At 49.0% G+C, this 20395-nt stretch carries 18 protein-coding genes and 1 other RNA gene; 18 read left to right on the top strand and 1 reads right to left on the bottom strand.

Annotated elements, in window-relative coordinates:
- Positions 1-107: 107 nt before the first annotated feature.
- From VN379_RS08560 to smpB, 15 genes are all read left to right on the top strand, one after another.
- On the top strand, positions 108-1301 hold the full coding sequence (locus VN379_RS08560) for an anaerobic glycerol-3-phosphate dehydrogenase subunit C (protein WP_325532810.1): 1194 nt from the start codon (positions 108-110) through the stop codon (positions 1299-1301).
- 317 nt (positions 1302-1618) lie between these two features.
- Entirely contained in the window at positions 1619-3379 is a 1761-nt protein-coding gene (gene pyk / locus VN379_RS08555) for a pyruvate kinase (protein ID WP_325532808.1), read from the top strand.
- Between the two features lie 347 nt (positions 3380-3726).
- Positions 3727-4761 (top strand): sugar-binding transcriptional regulator, encoded by a 1035-nt coding sequence (locus tag VN379_RS08550; protein ID WP_325532806.1) that lies wholly within the window; start codon positions 3727-3729, stop codon positions 4759-4761.
- Positions 4762-4774: 13 nt separating this feature from the next.
- Positions 4775-5782 (top strand): type I glyceraldehyde-3-phosphate dehydrogenase, encoded by a 1008-nt coding sequence (gene gap / locus VN379_RS08545; protein ID WP_325532804.1) that lies wholly within the window; start codon positions 4775-4777, stop codon positions 5780-5782.
- An 80-nt stretch (positions 5783-5862) separates the two neighbouring features.
- Complete coding sequence (locus VN379_RS08540; RefSeq protein ID WP_325532802.1) at positions 5863-7050, top strand: phosphoglycerate kinase; 1188 nt, start codon at positions 5863-5865, stop codon at positions 7048-7050.
- Between the two features lie 21 nt (positions 7051-7071).
- On the top strand, positions 7072-7821 hold the full coding sequence (gene tpiA, locus VN379_RS08535; protein ID WP_325532800.1) for a triose-phosphate isomerase: 750 nt from the start codon (positions 7072-7074) through the stop codon (positions 7819-7821).
- A 40-nt stretch (positions 7822-7861) separates the two neighbouring features.
- Entirely contained in the window at positions 7862-9403 is a 1542-nt protein-coding gene (gpmI, locus tag VN379_RS08530) for a 2,3-bisphosphoglycerate-independent phosphoglycerate mutase (RefSeq protein ID WP_325532798.1), read from the top strand.
- A 14-nt stretch (positions 9404-9417) separates the two neighbouring features.
- Positions 9418-10707 (top strand): phosphopyruvate hydratase, encoded by a 1290-nt coding sequence (gene eno, locus VN379_RS08525; protein WP_325532796.1) that lies wholly within the window; start codon positions 9418-9420, stop codon positions 10705-10707.
- Positions 10708-10733: 26 nt separating this feature from the next.
- Positions 10734-10973, top strand: coding sequence for a hypothetical protein (locus VN379_RS08520; RefSeq protein ID WP_325532794.1), 240 nt, complete (start codon positions 10734-10736; stop codon positions 10971-10973).
- A gap of 197 nt (positions 10974-11170) precedes the next feature.
- A complete protein-coding gene (secG, locus tag VN379_RS08515) occupies positions 11171-11401 on the top strand; it encodes a preprotein translocase subunit SecG (RefSeq protein ID WP_325532792.1) in 231 nt (76 codons plus the stop codon).
- Positions 11402-11481: 80 nt separating this feature from the next.
- Positions 11482-13488, top strand: a complete 2007-nt coding sequence (locus VN379_RS08510) for a sodium-translocating pyrophosphatase (RefSeq protein ID WP_325532790.1) — start codon at positions 11482-11484, stop codon at positions 13486-13488.
- 191 nt (positions 13489-13679) lie between these two features.
- Positions 13680-14411: an alpha/beta hydrolase gene (locus tag VN379_RS08505; protein ID WP_325532788.1), complete on the top strand. Its 732-nt coding sequence runs from the start codon at positions 13680-13682 to the stop codon at positions 14409-14411.
- A gap of 20 nt (positions 14412-14431) precedes the next feature.
- On the top strand, positions 14432-14827 hold the full coding sequence (locus tag VN379_RS08500) for a hotdog fold domain-containing protein (RefSeq protein WP_325532786.1): 396 nt from the start codon (positions 14432-14434) through the stop codon (positions 14825-14827).
- Between the two features lies 1 nt (position 14828).
- Positions 14829-17108 carry a ribonuclease R gene (rnr, locus tag VN379_RS08495; RefSeq protein WP_325532784.1) on the top strand — a complete coding sequence of 760 codons (2280 nt, stop codon included), beginning with the start codon at positions 14829-14831 and terminating at the stop codon, positions 17106-17108.
- A gap of 67 nt (positions 17109-17175) precedes the next feature.
- Entirely contained in the window at positions 17176-17646 is a 471-nt protein-coding gene (smpB, locus tag VN379_RS08490; protein ID WP_325532782.1) for an SsrA-binding protein SmpB, read from the top strand.
- On the opposite strand, the gene VN379_RS08485 is transcribed toward smpB, so the two are convergent.
- Positions 17647-18546 (bottom strand): DMT family transporter, encoded by a 900-nt coding sequence (locus VN379_RS08485; RefSeq protein WP_325532780.1) that lies wholly within the window; start codon positions 18544-18546, stop codon positions 17647-17649.
- Between the two features lie 190 nt (positions 18547-18736).
- On the opposite strand from VN379_RS08485, the gene ssrA reads away from it, so the two are divergent.
- From ssrA to VN379_RS08470, 3 genes are all read left to right on the top strand, one after another.
- Positions 18737-19083, top strand: a transfer-messenger RNA (tmRNA) gene (ssrA, locus tag VN379_RS08480).
- A 65-nt stretch (positions 19084-19148) separates the two neighbouring features.
- Positions 19149-19316, top strand: a complete 168-nt coding sequence (locus VN379_RS08475) for a hypothetical protein (RefSeq protein WP_325532778.1) — start codon at positions 19149-19151, stop codon at positions 19314-19316.
- 701 nt (positions 19317-20017) lie between these two features.
- A partial coding sequence (locus VN379_RS08470; protein ID WP_325532777.1) for a class I SAM-dependent methyltransferase occupies positions 20018-20395 on the top strand: 378 nt, incomplete at its 3' end.

Below are 20395 nucleotides of genomic sequence, written 5' to 3'. Positions count from 1 at the left end.
TAATTATTGTTATCAATATTCCGCTTTTGCCAGCACATCACCCGCCTGCAAAAGTTTAATGTGTTGTATATAGATAAGTTTACTTTATGTAGATGGAGAGAAGATATATGAAAAAACATCATTATAACCCGGATAGTTGTACCACCTGCACGGCCTGTGTTGTGCATTGTCCTGTCACTCATGCCATGCGCGAGTTTAGGGGGCCTAAGCTTGCCGGTCCGGCGGGTGAACGGTTCCGGCTGTCAGAGGATGATTTTGATGCCGCCCTTGAATACTGCTCTAACTGTAAAAACTGTGATATCAGCTGTCCATCACGGGTGCCTGTTTCTACGCTCAATATGAAGGCCAAAGCCCGGTATTATAAAACCCACAAGCCACCACTCCGGGATTGGCTATTGTCACATAGCGAACAAATGGCCAAGATGGCAAGTGTGGCGCCGGGGCTGGCTAATCTGGGGATGAATAATTTCCTGAGCCGGGCGCTGATGCAACAAATCGGGGTTTCCGATAAAGCACCATTGCCTGCCTATGCCCCCCAAACCTTTATCAAGCAGTTTCAAAAAATTAAACAACAGCCTTTTACCAATAAGGTGGTTTTTTATCCCGGTTGCTTTGTCAACTATAACCAACCCGAGGTTGGGCTTGACGTTGTTGCCGTCTTGCAGGCCAATCAGTTTCAGGTTATTGTGCCGGAGGATGCTGTGTGCTGTGGCTCGCCGCTGGTGGTTAGCGGTTATATGGAAGAGGCTGAAGCCAATGCCCGGAAAAATGTCGCTATCCTAAATAAGTATGTGGAGCAGGGGTATGCTGTCATCACTGCCTGTACCAGCTGTGGTCTGATGCTGAAGCAGGAGTACCAGGAGCTGTTTGAAATCAATGGGGTCGGGGGTGTTGCGGCCCGCATTTATGATATTTCGGAGTTCTTGCTGGAACTTTATGATGAAGGCCGGCTTAATACTAATTTTGTCAAACAGACAGGCCGGTATCTGTATCATGCACCTTGTCACCTCAGGGTTCAGGGGATTGGCAGACCGGGTTTGGAGCTTGTCAGCCTCCTGCCCGGCATTGAAGTGAGTGACGCCGATGCCGGCTGCTGCGGTATCTCAGGCAATTACGGTTTTAAAGCAGACAGGTATGATATTGCGATGGCGATTGGCAGCAATCTTTTTGAAACAATTAAAAGCAGTGGTGTGGCTTTCGTGCTGTCAGACTGCGGTACCTGCCGGCTGCAAATCACGCATGGAACCGGGGTCAGGACAGCTCACCCGATTGCCATAGTTCGCGCAGCGTACGGAATCTAAGCAAGAGGGAAGTTTGCAGAAGCAGCCAGATGGTGTGTTAACCGCACACCATCTGCTGTAGAGTACCCTGCCGGCAATAGGCGTAAATCCCGGTAGTTGCAACAGGGCCGGAAAAATTCCCGGAATCAGTTGATAAGCTGGCAGGAATTTCATCAATCCAGGCGAATACTTGGAAATGTTAAGAGCAATTTTTTTGCCTAAATGGGACACAATTTGTTAATGCGGGACGTTTTATGACCCGGAATGTATCAAATGTAACTATCGGGGTTTTCAAGCTCGCAAAGTAGTTAAAGATAGTAACTCTTAGGAGGAATTTTATGTTAAAAAAGACGAAGATTGTTTGTACTGTCGGCCCTAGTACCGATGCACCTGGTGTACTTGAGCGCATGATTGTTGCCGGCATGAATGTAGCCAGATTTAATTTTTCGCATGGTACACACGCAGACCATGCCCGTCGTATGGCCATGGTCAGGGAGGCTTCCCGGGCTGTGGGAATACCTGTGGCGCTGATGCTGGATAATAAGGGACCGGAAATGCGGTTAGGGCTGTTTGAGGGAGGCAAGGCGGTTTTAACAAAAGGCCAGACCTTCACGCTGACTACCCGGGAGACGCTTGGTAATTCTCAATTGGCCTCGGTTAACCATAAGCTGCTGCATACCGAAATAGCCCCCGGTAATGTGATTCTGCTATCAGACGGGCTCATTAGTCTGCTTGTTGAAAGCGTGTCAGGTCAGGATATCATAACAACCGTTCAGAACAGCGGCCCTATTTCTGACCGGAAACGGGTGGCTGCTCCTGGCGTGTATGTAAAACTGCCGCTGTTATCAGATCAGGATGTGGACGACATTCGGTTTGGTATCAAACAAGGGGTAGATTTTATTGCCGCCTCCTTTGTGCAGCGGGCCAGTGATATTCTGTCCATTCGTAAACTGCTGGAAGAAGCAGGTGTCCAGGGTGAGATTGAGATTATTGCTAAGATCGAGAATGCTGAAGGGGTCATGCGGCTTGATGAAATACTCAAGGTGACAGACGGGGTTATGGTGGCCAGAGGCGACCTTGGGGTAGAGATTCCGGTAGAGGATGTCCCTCTGGTGCAAAAGCAGATGATTGAAAAATGCAATCAGGTCGGTAAAACGGTCATTACAGCGACACAGATGCTGGAGTCAATGCTGACAAACCCACGTCCTACCCGGGCTGAGGCCAGTGACATTGCCAACGCTATTTTAGATGGATCTGATGCGATCATGTTAAGTGGCGAAACAGCGTCAGGCCAATATCCGCTTGAGGCTGTGCAAACAATGGCCAGGCTGGCGGCGCGCACCGAACAGGCGCTGCAATTTGATCAACTGCTGCGGGCTAAGGGGCTTGGGCAGGAGAAAACGACGACTGAGGCGATTAGTCACGCCAGTGTTCAGGTTGCGCATGTATTAGGCGCGTCGGCCATTCTTACCTCTACCCAAACCGGTTATGCTGCTAAAATGGTTTCGAAATACCGGCCGAAATCGGCGGTTGTGGCTGTCACTCCCAGTGAGAAAACACTGCGCCGGCTGTTGCTGAGCTGGGGCGTATACCCGGTGCTGGCGCCGGGTTCGCAGAATACGGATGAAATGGTGACAAATGCTGTGGGCGGGGCTTTATCTACCGGCATTGTCAAAGAAGGTGACCTGGTCGTGATTACTGCCGGGGTTCCATTAGGGGCTTCAGGGACAACCAACCTGATCAGGGTGCATGTCGTTGGTGACATCTTGCTGCGGGGGACAGGGATTGGACATACGGCGGCAACCGGCAGGGTTTGTATCGCCCGGTCATTGAAAGAGATAACAGCAAAGTTTCAGCCTGGCGATGTCTTGGTAGTAAAGGCTGTTGATGAGGAGACGGCTGTGTACGCGGCCAAGGCAGCCGCCATTGTCGCAGAGGAAGGCGGTCTGACTTCGCAGGCAGCGATTGTTGGTACCTGCTTTGGGATTCCTGTGATTGTCGGTGCCGATGGAGCAACCGAACGCCTGACAGATAAGGCGGTAGTTACGGTTGATGCAGCCCGCGGCATTGTCTATAGCGGCGAGATAAACGCCAGATAGATCTGCTAAAGATTTCTCCCGGCCTGCCGGCAGTATATTCCCCTGGGGTGAGTGACCCAGTTTGCAGGCGCAGGCGGGTGGGGCATTAACAACGCTCCGCCGCTGGCGCTTGACTCTCGCTTTTCCAACACACCATCCGCCTGCAAAACTTTAATGCGTTGTAGATAACGGCAGGTCTGTAAATCTTTATTTGATTCAATGTAAATAAAAATTACCTTATATTTGTTTAATAGGCAGGAATTTCATCAGCACAAGCGAATAATATTTAAGATGAAGTAGATATTTTGTTGCTACTACGGGACAAAATATGTTCAACTGGGACAGTTTACGACCCAAAGGGGATTGTTGTGGATAAGATTATTCAGTTACAGCGCAAGATCGCGCCAGAATTAACACAAATTATTGAAGCAAGATATAATCTCCTGCGGTATATTCAGCATGCCCAGCCGGTTGGCCGCCGGGCGGTGGCCACAATGCTGGATATGGGCGAACGCATCGTCAGGGCCCAGGTAGACTGGCTAAAGGCTGCCGGACTTGTCGAGTTTTCTCAACTAGGCATGAGTGTTACTGCTGAAGGCCAGGCGATGCTGGCCGATTTGGCTGAATATATCCGTCTGCTGCATGATTTGGTAGGGCTGGAGGCTGAACTTGCTGCGCGGTTAAATCTGCGGCAAGTGATCATTATTCCCGGTGACAGTGAGGCCGACAGCACGGTACGGCGTGAGCTTGGCCGTGCAGCAGCAGGTGTACTTAGCCAGCATCTGGGAGATAATATGGTTGTTGCTGTAAGCGGCGGCTCCACTATGGCCAAAGTAGCTGAAGCCATCAATTTCAGTGTGCCGACAACGGCTGTTGTCCCAGCCCGGGGCGGACTCGGTGAGGTTGTCGAGTATCAGGCCAACACCATCGCTGCGGTCCTTGCCGGCAAACTGGGCGGACGCTATCGCCTGCTGCACATTCCTGACGGGGTTAGTGAGGAGACACTGGAAGCGATTTTAACCGGTGATGCCAATCTGCGGACTGTAGCCGAAGTCATTAAAAAAGCCAATATATTGGTATATGGCATTGGTGAAGCGGTTGAAATGGCCCAGCGGCGTGGGATGACGACGGAAACGGTTGCGGAGATTGAACGCCGGGGCGCTGTTGGTGAAGCGCTTGGGCAATATTGCGCATTGCCAGGGGAGATCGTTTATGTTACCAGTAGCATTGGTTTACGACTGGATGACCTGGCCGGAATTGGCACAGTCATTGCCGTAGCCGGCGGCAGTGCCAAAGCTAAGGCCATTTTGGCAGTAGCCGGCACCGGCGGGCAGGATGTGCTTGTCACTGATGAAGCTGCGGCCAAGGCCATCCGGTTACTTATAAACACAAATTATATTTAGGGGGAATTTCATAATGACTATTAAAGTTGGTATTAACGGTTTTGGCCGTATCGGCAGGAATGTTTTCCGGGTAGCTGTGAGCAATCCCGATTTCGAAATCGTAGCTGTAAATGACCTGACTGATGCTAAAACACTGGCCCATCTTTTAAAATATGATTCTGTGCATGGCACGATGAACGCCACCGTAAAAGCAGTTGACGGCGGTATTGAGGTTAATGGCAAACTGGTTAAAGTACTTGCGGAAAAAGACCCTGCCAATCTTCCCTGGAAAGATCTGGGTGTTGACATTGTGGTTGAGTCTACCGGACGCTTTACCGAGAAAGACAAAGCTGCAGCCCATGTGAAAGCAGGCGCCAAGAAAGTAATTATCTCGTCGCCGGCCAAAAATGAGGATATTACCATCGTTATGGGTGTAAACCACGATAAATATGACGCTGCTAATCATCATATTATCTCCAACGCTTCCTGCACCACCAATTGCCTGGCCCCGTTTGCAAAAGTGCTGCATGAAAAGTTCGGGATTAAATCAGGCTTAATGACAACAGTTCACGCCTACACCAATGACCAAAACATCCTTGATCTGCCACATAAGGATCTTCGCCGCGCCCGTGCTGCCGGTATGTCCATCATCCCAACAACAACCGGTGCCGCCAAAGCGGTTGCCCTGGTGCTGCCTGAACTTAAAGGCAAACTGAATGGTTTTGCCCTGCGGGTACCTACCCCGAACGTGTCCATTACCGATCTTGTCGCCCAATTGGAAAAACCGGCTACTGCTGAAGCTGTCAACGCTGCACTTAAAGAAGCCGCCAATGGCGAGCTCAAAGGCATCCTGGCTTTTTCTGAAGAAGAGCTGGTTTCCAAAGATTACAACGGTGATGCCCATTCTTCTATTGTTGACGGTTTGTCGACGATGATGGTAGGAGATAATCTGGTCAAGGTTGTTTCCTGGTATGACAACGAGTGGGGCTACTCCAACCGTGTTGTCGACCTCATCAGCTTTATTATCGGCAAAGGCCTATAATCTTACCATACGAAGCAATCTCAGACAGTGTTTGGGGTTGCTTCCTCTCTCTCTAATCTCTAAGACTGGGGGAATAACGCATGAATAAAAAGAGTTTAAATGACATCTGGGTGTCGGGAAAAAAAGTTTTGGTACGGGTAGACTATAACGTACCTATGGATAAAGAGGGCAATATCACTGACGATACCCGCATCAGGGCAACGATTCCTACGCTGGAGTTTTTGCTGGCGAAGAACGCGGCTGTTATTTTGGCCAGTCATTTGGGACGTCCCAAAGGTAAGGTAGCACCCGAGTTTTCCCTAAAACCAGTGGCGCAAAGGCTGTCGCAGCTGCTGTTTGGCCGTGAGGTGCAGTTTGCTGCTGACTGCGTGGGACCGGAAGCCAGAAAACTGACGGCGGCACTTGGCGCCGGCCAGCTGCTCCTGTTGGAGAACCTGCGTTTTCATGCTGAAGAAGAAAAAAATGACCCGGAATTTGCCAAACAACTTGCCGGATTGGCCGACATCCTGGTTAATGATGCCTTTGGTGTCTCGCACCGGGCCCATGCCTCTGTTCATGGCATCACCAAATACATACCGGCCGTATCCGGTTTCCTGATGGATAAAGAGCTTTTGTTCCTAGGGCAGGCTGTTACCAACCCGGCCCGGCCATTTGTTGCCATTATCGGCGGCGCTAAGGTTTCCGACAAAATTGGTGTTATCGAGAACCTGTTAAATAAAGTGGATACCCTGATCATCGGTGGCGGTATGGCCAACACCTTTTTGGCCGCTCAGGGCTATCAAACAGGCAAGTCGCTGGTAGAAGCCGATAAGTTCGATTTGGCCAAAGAACTGATGGCAGCAGCTAAAACAAAGGGTGTCAGTCTGTTACTGCCGGAAGATGTGGTTGTAGCTGATAAGTTTGCTGCCGATGCTGACCGGAAAACGGTTGCGGCAGATCAAATCCCGGCTGAATGGATGGCCCTTGATATCGGTCCGGCCAGTGCCGCCAAGTTTGCCGCTGCCCTAAACGGTGCGAAAACGGTGGTGTGGAACGGCCCGATGGGTGTATTTGAGTTTGATGCGTTTGCTGTCGGCACTGAAGCGGTAGCTCAGGCTGTGGCTGCTTCAGGCGCCAAGAGTATTGTCGGTGGTGGCGACTCTGTTGCTGCGCTGGAAAAACTAAATCTTGCCGGTAAGATTACGCATATCTCGACAGGCGGCGGTGCATCACTGGAGTTCCTGGAAGGTAAAGAACTGCCGGGGATTGCGGCGCTGGCTGACAAGTAAAAAAGTTAAGGAGTGGAGACTATGCGCAAACCCATTATTGCCGGTAATTGGAAAATGCATAAAACCGCCGGGGAAGGCGTTACCCTTGTCGAGCAACTGAAGAAACTAACAAACACGGTTACCGGTGTTGAGATTGTTATCTGCCCGCCCTTTACAGCCTTAGCGGCCATTGCCGGGGCTGTGGCCGGAACGAATATTGGCCTGGGCGCTCAAAATATGCACTGGGAAGACAAAGGCGCGTTTACCGGCGAGGTTTCTCCCGGTATGGTGAAAGATATTGGCTGCACGCATGTCATTATCGGTCATTCGGAGCGTCGGCAGTATTTTGCTGAAACAGACCAAACCGTGAACAATAAAGTCAAAGCCGCCTTCAAAACCGGCCTGACTCCGATCCTGTGTGTGGGTGAAACCTTAGCTGAGCGCGAAGCCGGTACGACTGAACAGGTTGTTGGCACTCAGACAAGAGGCGGTTTAGCAGGTCTTACCGCTGAGCAAGTGGCTAATCTGGTTCTTGCCTATGAGCCGGTTTGGGCGATAGGTACAGGGCGTACGGCTTCGGCTGATGATGCCAACGCAGTATGCGGGTTTATTCGCAGCACGGTAGCCACGCTGTTTGGGCAAGCAGCTGCTGAAAAGGTCCGTATCCAGTATGGCGGCAGTGTCAAACCTGACAATGTTGCTGAACTAATGGCCAAACCTGACATCGACGGGGCGTTAGTGGGGGGAGCCAGCCTGGAGGCCGATTCCTTTAGCAAGCTGGTCAGGTTTTAGGGGCTGGCATAGAACGGCTAAGATAAAGGAGAAAAGAACGATGTCAAAATTAGCTTCGCCGATTGCACTGGTAATTCTGGATGGCTGGGGGATTGGCCGTGAAGACGACGAGTTCAATTCAATTGCCAGGGCCAGTACACCACATATCAATCTCCTGACTGAGCTATATCCTACAGCTAAACTTATTTGCTCCGGGGAGGCTGTTGGTCTGCCGGAAGGTCAAATGGGAAACTCGGAGGTTGGCCACCTGAATATGGGGGCAGGCCGGATTATCTACCAGGAGCTTACCCGGATCAGTAAATCGATTAAAGACGGCGACTTCTTTCAGAACCCGGTACTCTGCCAGGTATGCGAGCAAACGAAAGCCGCCGGCAGTGCGCTGCATCTTATGGGGTTATTGTCTGACGGCGGTGTACACAGTCATATTACCCATGTGTATGCCCTGCTGGAGTTAGCAAAACAGCAGGGTGTAGAGAAAGTATATGTCCACGCCTTTTTAGACGGGCGGGATGTTCCGCCGTCCAGTGCTACCATCTATATCAAGGAACTGGAAGCTAAAATGGCGGAAATCGGCGTCGGTGAAATTGCTACAATTGCCGGCCGTTATTATGCAATGGACCGGGATAAACGCTGGGAGCGGGTCAGCAAGCAGTATCAGGCCCTTGTTCATTGTCAGTGCACCCAGGCTAACAGTGCCGTTGCTGCGGTGGAAGCCTCATATCGTGCAGGCAAAACCGATGAATTTGTCGAGCCTACCGTAATTTCCGGCTGCGGTTATACCGGCATTAAACCTAATGATGGTGTTATTTTCTTTAACTTCCGCCCTGACCGGGCCCGGGAACTAACCTGGGCGCTTACCGACCCTGCCTTTACCGGCTTTGAACGTACCGGCGGCTGCTTTCCGCTCTATTTTGCGAGTATGACCCAATATGATGAAAGCTTAAGTGTGCCGGTGGCTTTTCCATCAAGCCATCCTGCCAATACCCTGGGTGAGGTATTCAGCAAGGCCGGCTATACCCAGCTGAGGATTGCTGAAACCGAAAAATATGCTCATGTTACCTACTTTTTTAATGGTGGTGAAGAACATCCTTTTGCTGGGGAAGACAGGTTGCTCATCCCCTCGCCTAAGGTTGCTACCTATGATTTACAGCCTGAGATGAGTGCGCCTGAGGTCACTGATAAGGTGATCGAGGCCATAAAATCAGGGAAATACGACCTGATTATCCTCAATTATGCCAATGGCGATATGGTTGGCCATACCGGTTTTCTGGACGCTGCCATCAGTGCGGTGACTACTGTTGATCAGTGCGTCGGCCGCTTGACTGAAGCGATGCGCGGCCGGGGCGGGGTTACACTGATTACAGCTGATCATGGCAACTGTGAGGCTATGAAAGATCCAGTGACCGGTGAACCGTTTACTGCTCATACCACCAACATGGTACCCTTTATTATGGTAGCAGAGGCCCGGCGCGGCAGTAAGCTGCGGGATGGTATTTTAGCCGATATTGCGCCCACCATTTTAGACCTGGCCGGTGTTGTCCAACCCCGGGAAATGACTGGGAAAAGCTTGATTGAAAAATAGGGAGGAAATAAAACATGTCTACAACAATTGTTGATATTCTCGCCAGAGAAATTATGGATTCCCGTGGCAATCCCACGGTAGAGGTTGACGTATTATTAGAAGACGGCACAATGGGCCGGGCGGCTGTTCCCTCCGGCGCATCCACCGGGGCTTATGAAGCAGTTGAACTTCGTGATGGTGACAATCAGCGTTACCTTGGCAAGGGTGTGCTTAAGGCTGTTGAAAATGTAAATGAGATCATCACCCCGGAAATTATCGGTATGGATGCCCTGGATCAAATCGGTGTTGATCAGGCCATGCTGGAACTTGACGGCACTCCTAACAAAGCGAAGTTAGGCGCTAATGCCATCCTGGGTGTGTCAATGGCTGTCGCCAAAGCGGCTGCCGCTGCGTCCGGCCTGACCTTGTACCAATATCTGGGCGGCGCTAATGCCAAAGAACTGCCTGTGCCGATGATGAACATCTTAAATGGTGGCAAACATGCGGACAATAATGTCGACGTGCAGGAATTTATGGTATTGCCGGTAGGTGCTGAGAGCTTTGCCGAAGCGCTGAGAATGGGCTCGGAAATTTATCACAGCCTCAAAAAAGTATTAACTGGCCGCAAGCTGGCTACTGCTGTTGGTGACGAAGGCGGATTTGCCCCTAATCTGGCCTCAAACGAGGAAGCCCTTAAAGTAATTATTGAGGCCATTGAAAAAGCAGGCTACAAACCAGGCGAGCAAGTTATGCTTGGTCTTGATGTCGCTGCGACTGAATTATTTAAAGAAGACGGAAATTACCATCTCGAAGGTGAAGGTGTTGTGAAAACTCCGGCCGAAATGGTGGAATACTATAGTCAGTTAGTTGATAAATACCCGATCATTTCAATTGAAGATGGCATGTCGGAAGATGACTGGGATGGCTGGAAACTTTTAACTGAACGCTTAGGCAGCAAGATTCAGCTGGTCGGTGACGACTTGTTTGTTACCAATGTCGAGCGTTTAAGCCAGGGGATTGCAACCAGAACAGCTAACTCAATTTTGGTTAAAGTAAACCAGATTGGAACACTTACTGAAACCTTTGATACAATTGAAATGGCAAAGCGTGCCGGCTACACCTGCGTTATCTCGCACCGTTCGGGTGAGACTGAGGATGCTACTATTGCCGATATTGCAGTAGCCGTTAATGCCGGCCAAATCAAAACCGGCGCTCCTGCCCGGACTGACCGTGTCGCCAAATACAATCAACTGCTCCGGATTGAAGAACAGCTGGGTGATTTGGCCCAATATCGCGGACGGAAAGTTTTCTACAACCTAAGATAAGTTCGCGCCGGAAGGAGGTGAACTAAATGCCGAAGGGATACTTGATTCGATGCAGTGGCTGTGGCTACCTGTACCAGTGTGAGAACGAATTAATGGAGTGCTTAAGTCATAATAAGGTCTGCGAGCATTGCGGCAGTCCGAATATGGAAGTAATCCAGCAGGATGAAGGCCGGTTTGGCTGTACCAGCCGCCTCAATACCCATGTCGTTAATACCGGATCATATGTTGACCATCCAAAACCAGTTCAAACCTCCCCCAAGGCGTAAAAAGCTTTTTATTAAACAGCCGGTTCATTCCGGCTGTTTAATTTTTGACAAAAAGGGGAAAATATGTATGATGAAAATAGTGAAAATATTTACTAAATAATTGTCAAGTATCAATTAAGTGTGTTAGAATATTGTCATGCCTTGGCAGCACATTGTAGCAAGGGATAACGGTATCAGTCATGAAGGGGGTTAATAAAGTGATTACAGGGCTGATGGTTTTAGAGGCAGTGCTTTCGATTGCATTAATTGCAGTGGTGGTATTGCAGTCAGGTAAGAGCGCCGGTTTATCGGGTTCAATTGCCGGAGGTGCCGAATCTATTTTTGGCGGCAAACGTAAGGGCCTTGACGAAATTCTGGCTAAGGCAACAATTATTATTGCTGCATTGTTTGGGATTGTCACAATGGTTTTAGTCAAATTAATGCAGTAGGGTCACTAACCTCAATTGCTGGAGTTTCTCCGGCATATTGAGGTATTTTATGGTGTAGCTCAAAGGGGGAACGTAAGGACATGGAATTATTGTACATTGCGCCGTTTGCAGGTCTTGTGGCGCTGGCATTTGCCGGTTACCTTATGGCTAGTGTTTTAAAGGAAAGCCCAGGTAACGCCAAAATGCAGGAAATTTCCCAGGCGATTTTTGAAGGTGCTATGGCCTTCCTCAATCGTCAGTACAAAACTCTTATCCCATTTACTATTGTCATTTTCTTTATACTATTTTATGTTGATGGGTACAAACTGGCAGTATCTTTCCTGGTCGGCGCCGTTTGTTCGGCAATTGCCGGTTATGTGGGGATGACTGCTACTACTAAATCTAACGCCCGTACTACTGAAGCTGCCCGAACCAGTCTTAACAAAGCACTCGGCGTTTCTTTCCGGGCCGGTGCGGTAATGGGTATGTCGGTTGCCGGTCTTGGTCTCCTGGGTGTATCAGGATTATACATAGTTTTTGGCGACCCTGTTGTTATTAATAGTTTTGCCTTTGGCGCAAGCGCCATTGCCTTTTTTGCCCGTGTTGGCGGCGGTATTTTTACCAAAGCTGCTGATGTCGGCGCTGACCTTGTCGGTAAAGTTGAGGCAGGCATCCCTGAGGATGACCCCCGCAACCCGGCAGTTATCGCTGATAATGTTGGTGACAATGTCGGTGATACCGCAGGTATGGGGGCCGACCTGTTCGAGTCCTATGCCGCTACCGCGATTGCTGCCATGCTTATCGGTCAAACCGTTTTCCCAGGTAATATCAATGGTGTGCTGTTCCCGCTTGTGATTGGCGCAGCCGGTATTTTTGCTTCTATTGTCAGCACCTTCCTGGTTAGAACCAGTGAAGACGGTGATCCGCTGGCTGCTCTAAATAGAGGTATTTGGGGAACTAATATTCTTGTTGCTATTTCTACCTATGCCATTGCCAGTGCTATGCTTCCAGGCAAAGCCATGGGTATTACGATTGCAGTTATCGCTGGTCTGGCTGTTAACGTACTTGTTGGTATGATTACAGAATACTACACGGCTAATAATAAGCCGCCTACCCAGCATATTGCTGATGCCTCGCAAACCGGTCCGGCTACCAATGTTATCGCCGGTATCGCCCTTGGCCTAAGAAGCACCGGCTTGCCGATGCTGGTATTTGCTGTTGCAATCTGGGTTGCTTATGGTCAGGCAGGTATTTATGGTATTGCTATGGCTGCGATGGGCATGCTCTGCACTGCAGGTATGGTTGTTGCGGTTGACTCGTTTGGCCCTGTTGCCGACAATGCCGGCGGTATTGCTGAAATGGCAGAACTTGGTCCGGAAATCCGTAAAACCACTGATAAACTGGATGCTGTCGGTAATACAACAGCTGCTATTGCCAAAGGTTTCGCCATTGGTTCTGCTGCTCTTACCGCCCTGGCTCTGTTCACTGCTTTCGGTGAAGAGATTGCCAAAAACCCAAAACTGTCCGGTCTGCTGGTGAATGGTCATCTGGTCATTAACCTGACCGAACCGGGTGTAATTATCGGTATTTTCCTGGGGGCAACCCTGCCGTTCCTGGTTTGTGCCTTCACTATGGAAGCTGTTGGTAAAGCCGCGTTCGAAATGATCGCCGAGGTTCGCCGTCAGTTCCGTGAGATCCCCGGCATTATGGAAGGTACCGGGCGTCCTGATTATGCTGCTTGTGTAGACATTAGCACCAAGGCTGCCATCCGCGAAATGATGCTGCCTGGCATCTTTGCTGTCGGTTCACCGATCCTGGTTGGTTTTATTCTTGGCGCAAAAGCTCTGGCTGGTTTCCTGGCCGGTGCAACTGCTGCCGGTGTATTGCTGGCACTCTTTATGTCCAATGCCGGTGGTGCCTGGGATAATGCGAAAAAATGGATTGAAACCGGTAAGTATGGCGGCAAAGGTACTCCGACCCATGCTGCCGCTGTTATCGGTGATACTGTTGGCGATCCGTTCAAGGATACCTCAGGTCCGGCTATGAATCCGCTGATCAAAGTTGCCGGCACTATTTCGCTGATCATTGCGCCATTACTCTTTTTCTAAACCAATTGTTAATAAACGCCAAGCTATTTTAGCTTGGCGTTTTGTTATTGTGTCAGATAATGGTATAATACTATTGGTATATATGCTTGCTCTTCAGAGCGTTTGTCAAGCCGGCTAAACGGAAATAATAAAAAGAAAGAATTACTTTAATGCGTATATAGACAAGTAATTAAATATTGGGGGAGTTATTTTTGGCCTTAATGCCAGGAGCTGAGCCCTTTTTTCTGCAAGGCGGTGAAAAAGGCGTATTATTGGTACATGGTTTCACCGGTGCGCCGTCAGAGATGCGCCTGGCAGGAGAATATTTAAATAAACTGGGTTATACCGTGTTTGCGCCGCGTCTGCCGGGACATGGAACCACACCGGAAGAAATGGCTAAAACCGCCTGGCCGCATTGGTATGACAGTGTCGAAGACGGTTATCATCTGTTAGCCGGTATTTGCACCAGTGTTGCGGCGGTAGGGTTATCAATGGGTGGTCTTCTAACACTTAAGCTGGCCAGTGAATATCCGCTGCGGCGGCTGGCTGTTATTAGCGCGCCGATCTATATTGCCAATAAGCGCCTAAAACTGCTGCCACTCTATCGTATGTTTACCAACTTCGTTCCCAAAAAACGCAAACGCCTGTTAGATGTTGGTGAGCAATATTCGATTACTTATGATGTAACACCGCTGAGCAGCCTGTCCAGTCTGCTTGAGCTAGTCAAGCATGTTATGGGGGTGCTGCCGTTAGTCACGGTACCGGCACTCATCGTGCAGTCAACCAAAGAACATACGGTTGAACCGGAAAGCGCCCAGTATATTTATGACAAGCTGGGCAGTGCCGAGAAGCAGCTGGTATGGCTTAACAAATCAGGCCATATTGTCACCCTTGATTTAGAACGTGATTATGTTTTTCAGCTGCTTGACCAGTTTTTGGCGTAAAAAATACAGCGAGGTGTATTATGGACGAGAGTAATCAATGGTGTTTTGCCTGCGGACCGCGTAATCCCATTGGATTGAAACTTGCTTTTCGCGAAGAGGATAATACATATTTGACAACCTTTATCCCCGGGCCTGAGCATCAGGGCTATGACGGTATTATGCATGGCGGGCTGGTAAGTACACTTTTGGATGAGGTTATGGCCCGTTATTTGCATGCAAAGGGTCTCAATGCGGTCACTGCCAGGCTGGATGTGCGATTTCGTCAGCCAACCCCAATCGGACAACAATTGACAGTCAGTGGATGGATTATCGGCCAACGGGGAAAAATGTATGAACTAGCCGGTAAAATTACATTGCCGGATGGAACAATAACAGCTGAGGGAAAGGCGATAATTGCTATAAAAGGAGATGAGTAAAATGGATTTAGCTGAAAGAATACTTGAGTTTATGCGGGAAGAAGTGTATAAACCGCTTACTGCCGAGGATTTGGCAGACGGGTTGAGCATTCGCGGCAAAGAACTGGAGGAGTTCTGGCAGATATTGGACAAGCTTGAAGCCACTGCTGCTATTATAAAAACCCGTTATGGTAAATATGGGATACCTGACCGCATGAACCTTGTTGTCGGTAAGTTTTCGGCAACAACCAAAGGCTTTGGCTTTATTCTGCCGGAAAACCATGACCTTGAGGATGTATTCATCCCGCCTGACGCCATTGGGGGCGCTATGCACGGTGACCGGGTTGTAGCGAGAATGCATAAGCGGCATATGTCCGGTAAGGCTGTGGAAGGCGAGATCATCCGGGTTGTTACCCGGGCAAACAGCAAAGTGGTGGGAACCTTCGAGGCCAGCCGTAACTTCGGTTTTGTTTTACCTGATGACCGGAAGATTGGCCGGGATATTTTCATACCCAAAGAAGAGTTTAAGGGAGCTAAAACCGGCTCAAAGGTTGTTGTTGAAATTACGGAGTGGCCCCAAAAACAAAAAAGTGCCGAGGGCCGGATTATTGAGGTATTGGGCCGTCAGGGAGACCCTGGCATTGAGATATTATCAATTATTAAGAAGCACAACCTGCCTACTGAGTTTCCCCCAGAGGTTGAACAGGCTGCCGACCGTGTTAAAACAACCATTAGTGAAGAGGATCTGGTAGGGCGGCGTGACCTGCGGGATCTCAATATGGTAACAATTGATGGCGACGATGCCAAGGACCTGGACGATGCGGTATATGTCGAACGCCTCAAAAACGGTCGTTACCTGCTAAACGTAAGTATTGCCGATGTTAGCCATTATGTGCGGGAGAATACGCCATTGGATAATGAGGCCAGAGCCAGAGGTACCAGCGTCTATTTGGTGGACCGGGTATTGCCGATGCTGCCACATCGCCTGTCAAACGGCATTTGCAGTCTAAACGCCGGTGAAGACAGGCTGGCCTTGTCGGCACAAATGGAGATTGATGGACGCGGTCAGGTAATAAACCATGAGATATTCCCCAGTGTAATCAGGGTGAAAACCAGACTGACCTATAATGTAGTACGGCAGATTGTTGCTGACCATGATGAGCCTCTGCGGGACAAGTATGCTGATCTGGTTGCACCACTGGAAGAAATGGAAAGACTGTGCCGGATTCTGCGGGACCGCCGGATGCGCCGGGGCGCCATTGATTTTGATTTCCCGGAAATAAAAGTGAAACTCGATGCAGAAGGTCACCCGATTGCCATTGAAAAAAGGATCCGGAGTATTGCCGAATCGATCATCGAAGAGTTTATGCTGGTTGCCAATGAAACAGTGGCCGAGCATATGCATTGGTTAGGTGTACCATCGATGTTCAGGGTACATGAAGAGCCTGATGAAGAGAAGATGAGCAGACTGAATGTCTTGCTCGGTAATTTTGGCCAGCATATCCCCAAAACCCAGGAAATCCAGCCGATGGCACTACAGCGCGTGCTCAGTAAGATTGCCGGCCGGCCGGAAGAGCGTATTATCAGTACCGTTATGCTGCGTTCGCTGAAGCAGGCGCGGTATGATGCCGAAAACCTGGGGCACTTTGGCCTGGCAGCAACCTATTATACGCATTTTACCTCGCCAATCAGGCGCTATCCGGATTTGATTGTTCATCGCATCATCCGTGAAACGTTTACTACCGGCGATATCTCTGCCAAACGCAGTCAGAAACTATCGGTTATGCTGCCGGAGATTGCTTTGCACTCCTCTGAGCGGGAGCGGGCAGCAGCTGAAGCCGAGCGGGCTACCGTGGATTTAAAGAAGGTAGAGTATATGGCCCAGTTTGTCGGCGAAGAATTCGACGGCATTATCAGTGGTGTTACTGCCTTTGGCTTTTTTGTTGAGATTACGAATGGTATTGAAGGATTGGTGCGTGTTTCCAGCCTGGAGGATGATTACTACCAGTATGTTGAAGAACAATATGCCTTGATTGGGGAGCGTACAAGCAATATCTATCGCATTGGCAGCAGTGTCAGGATTGTCGTCTCGAAGGTAAATCCAGCTGACCGTACCATTGACTACCTTGTTGCAACCGATGGCAAGTCTTTGCAGGCTGTTGGCAGTCAGGCCCCGGACCGGAGACGCAGTCGACCGGGCGAAGGACGCAGCGCCGGCAAAAGCCATGCTGTCACCGCCAAAAAGAAGCCGGTTACTACCGCCAAACCCAAGAAGCCACGGGCAAAAAATAAAGTAACTTAATTGACGTAAGGCAGCAAATCAGATACAATAGGTATGCGTATCTGAGGATTCTAAGAGGTGAGAAGCGGTGAGTAAGGAAGCAGGCATAAAAATAGCGACGGAAAACCGGAAGGCCCGTCACGATTATCATATTCATGAGACATATGAAGCTGGGATTGCCCTTACCGGCACCGAAGTGAAATCACTCCGGGCAGGCAAAGCGAATCTGAAAGATTCTTATGCAAGGATTGATAATGCTGAGCTGATGCTGCACAATATGCACATTAGCCCTTATGAGCAGGGGAACCGCTTTAATCATGAACCGCTGCGTACCCGCAAGCTCTTGATGCATCGCTATGAAATTAATAAATTGATTGGCAAGACCAAAGAAAAAGGCTATACACTGGTGCCGCTTAAATTATATTTTACTAAAGGCAAAGTCAAGGTAGAACTGGGGCTGGCCAGTGGTAAACATACATACGATAAACGTCAGGATCTTGCTGAGCGGGATGCCAAGCGAGATATGGAGCGGACACTGCGCGAGCGGCAGAAGGAATAACTATTGTTGCTCCACTGCCTGCGCGCGTTCGCAGTTTCCTGCCCAAAGCTGCAAAATCAATATGCCGCCCAGGATAAGAATGCCGCCGCCAATCTGCAGCGGCGTTATTTTTTCATTAAGCAGCATAACTGACAGCAATACGGTAATTACCGGTTCTGTGGTGCTGATAATAGAGGCATTTGTGGCGCCAATGCGGCTCATGCCGGCAAAAAAGCCCATAATACCGACAATGGTTGGTATTAATGCAATACCAATGATCGCCAGCCAGCCTGGTAATGGCAGACTCCAAATAATTGTATCACTTGCAATGCCGGTCAGAACGAAGATGACGGCAGCGGAAACGCAGACATAGGTGGTAGTAACCATAGCATCGACATTTTTCAAACGCCGGTTGCCAACAACAATGTATACTGAGTAGACTAACGCGGCTCCCAAACCAAAAGTAAAGCCAAGCATGCTGGCATTGTCAAAGGATACGCCAAGCACAAGAAACAAACCAGAGAAACAGACTGCCAGCGCCAACCCTTTGGGCCATGTGTATCGCTCATCGCCAATACCAAAAGACAGCACACTGACAATTGCCGGGTACGTATACAGCAGCATCGCCGCCAGCGAGGCCGGCAGGTGCTTTACCGCCAGGGCAAACAGCAGCGACATGGACCCATAGCCCAATCCGCCCATCAGTGCCAAATCACGCATCAGACTTTTATCAATATTCAGCGAGATGCCACGCCATTTTAGAATAAGTGCCAGGCAAATTGCGGCGAGTACAAATCGTCCGGCCAGGATTGTGATAATATTGGCCCCGGCAGCATAAGCAAACTTAATGAAGATTGCTAAAGTGGCAAATCCGGCTGCCGACGCTGCAACCAGCAGTGCACCGGTATGTTGTGATTTCAAGATATCACCTCCTTCAGCCCAATATATTCGTCATATTCGTCACAGGTGTAATTAATCCTGTATAGGAGTAGTCAACTGGTAAAAGTTTTATTTGGCTGGACACAAGGTTTGTGATATAATAAGTTAACAACGAAGTGTATATAGTAGTTTGCAAAAGATTCAGCAGTAACCCCAGATCCCCTTATAATACGGGGGCGTACTGGTTTCGACAGGGGTAGTTATGGTATAGGTAGCGAGCCGGGGTTCCATCAGCCCGTCAACACGGTGGACCTAAAGTAAAAGCAAACAACGAATACGCTTTAGCAGCTTAATGCTAACGTTCTACCTACGCACTCCCGCGGCCTAGGATAGGACGTCACTTAGTGGGATACCTGAGGCTCAATTCTCGGAGAGCCGACTGGAAAACTTTATCGAGATAGTGTTCAAGCAGCCTGTCTGTGGGCGGCAAGAACGCGAATTTTAAACCACCGACTGCGCTCGGAGAAGCTTATGCAGTAATATTCTTGGACAGGAGTTCGATTCTCCTCGCCTCCACCAATTGAATCTCCCCTCCACCTGAGGTATAATAGTAATATATTACCTTAGGTGGAGGTTTTGCTTTTATGAGAGTAGTTTGCCATCTATGCGGGGTAGAGTTTGATAAACCGGATAAAGAAGTACGCAGACAGCAAAAAGAAGGAAGAGATTATTTCTTTTGCAGCCGCAGCTGGCATGTAAAGACGAGGGGACGGTGGTTGTGTCTTGAAGAAAGATTTATTGAAAAAAACTGAGACAGTACCACCGGCCCCGTGTCTTTCCGTGTCTTTTCCTTGTGGCAAAGATATGCTTCAATTATCTGTAAGGGATATTACTGATAATTGAAGTATTTGCACGGATTTGCAGATATTCCTAACGGCAAACTTATGCTTGAAAAAACGGCAAAGTTATGGTTAAAGTCACAATAGGAAGTCTTGAGAACCGCGAATTGTCTGGCTTTGTGACGGACAGTGAGCGGTTTTTTGCTTTTTGGAGGTGATTTTCTCGCCTCCACCAATTAAATCTACTTTTTATAAGTAATAGGAAATGGCTATTTGCTGTTTAAGATTAGTTGAAGAGAGAAGTATCACTGGTAACAGCGAAACGAGGCCGCCCATAATCACCCATCTGCGGCGTTGGTGTTCCGGGAGCGCACTTGCCGTACTCCCGCGTACTGTCTGCGCGCGCTTCCTCACATTCGCCTAGCATCTGGACAATTTTGAGCGGTCTTTAAGAATAGTGGAAAATTGATAATGGGAACATTCCGTAGTGCCTTCCCTGGAGATAGCGAAAAAAAGCAGAACTCCTGTTTGGTAGGAGTTCTGTCGTGTTTAAGGAAATATAGTAAAAATATAAAATCCCTCTGGCATTTAGCAAGAGCATTCAAGTCAAGAACCGTCCCCGGGTCGTCCCCTGTGACATATTAGACATATTATATAAAGCGAGGTAATATTATATGAGCAATAAAAATATATTTGAAGGCAATCGAGCCGCTTGGAATCAAGCTTCGAAATATCATCAGAAGGCAAGAAAAAATTCATTGCTAAAGGGTTTTGAAAATCGAGATTTCACAACATTTAACAGCGATTATGATAATGTTGTGGTTAACAAATTGAAGCATATTAATTTTGATGGTAAAATCATAGCTCAAATGCAATGCCAAAACGGTAGGGAACTGTTGTCGCTCATGAAGTTTGGCGCAAAAGAAGCGATAGGGTTTGATATTTCTGATATCGCTATTTCCGAAGCCGAGCAGCTTGCCGAAACAGCAAAGCTAAGTGCAAAATTTGTAAGAACCAACATATTGGAGATTGACGATAAATACAATGATTAC

Origin of the sequence: Sporomusa sp. (assembly GCF_035561255.1) — a bacterium.
GTDB lineage: Bacteria > Bacillota > Negativicutes > Sporomusales > Sporomusaceae > Sporomusa.
This window is presented reverse-complemented; position numbering and strand designations above follow the sequence as displayed.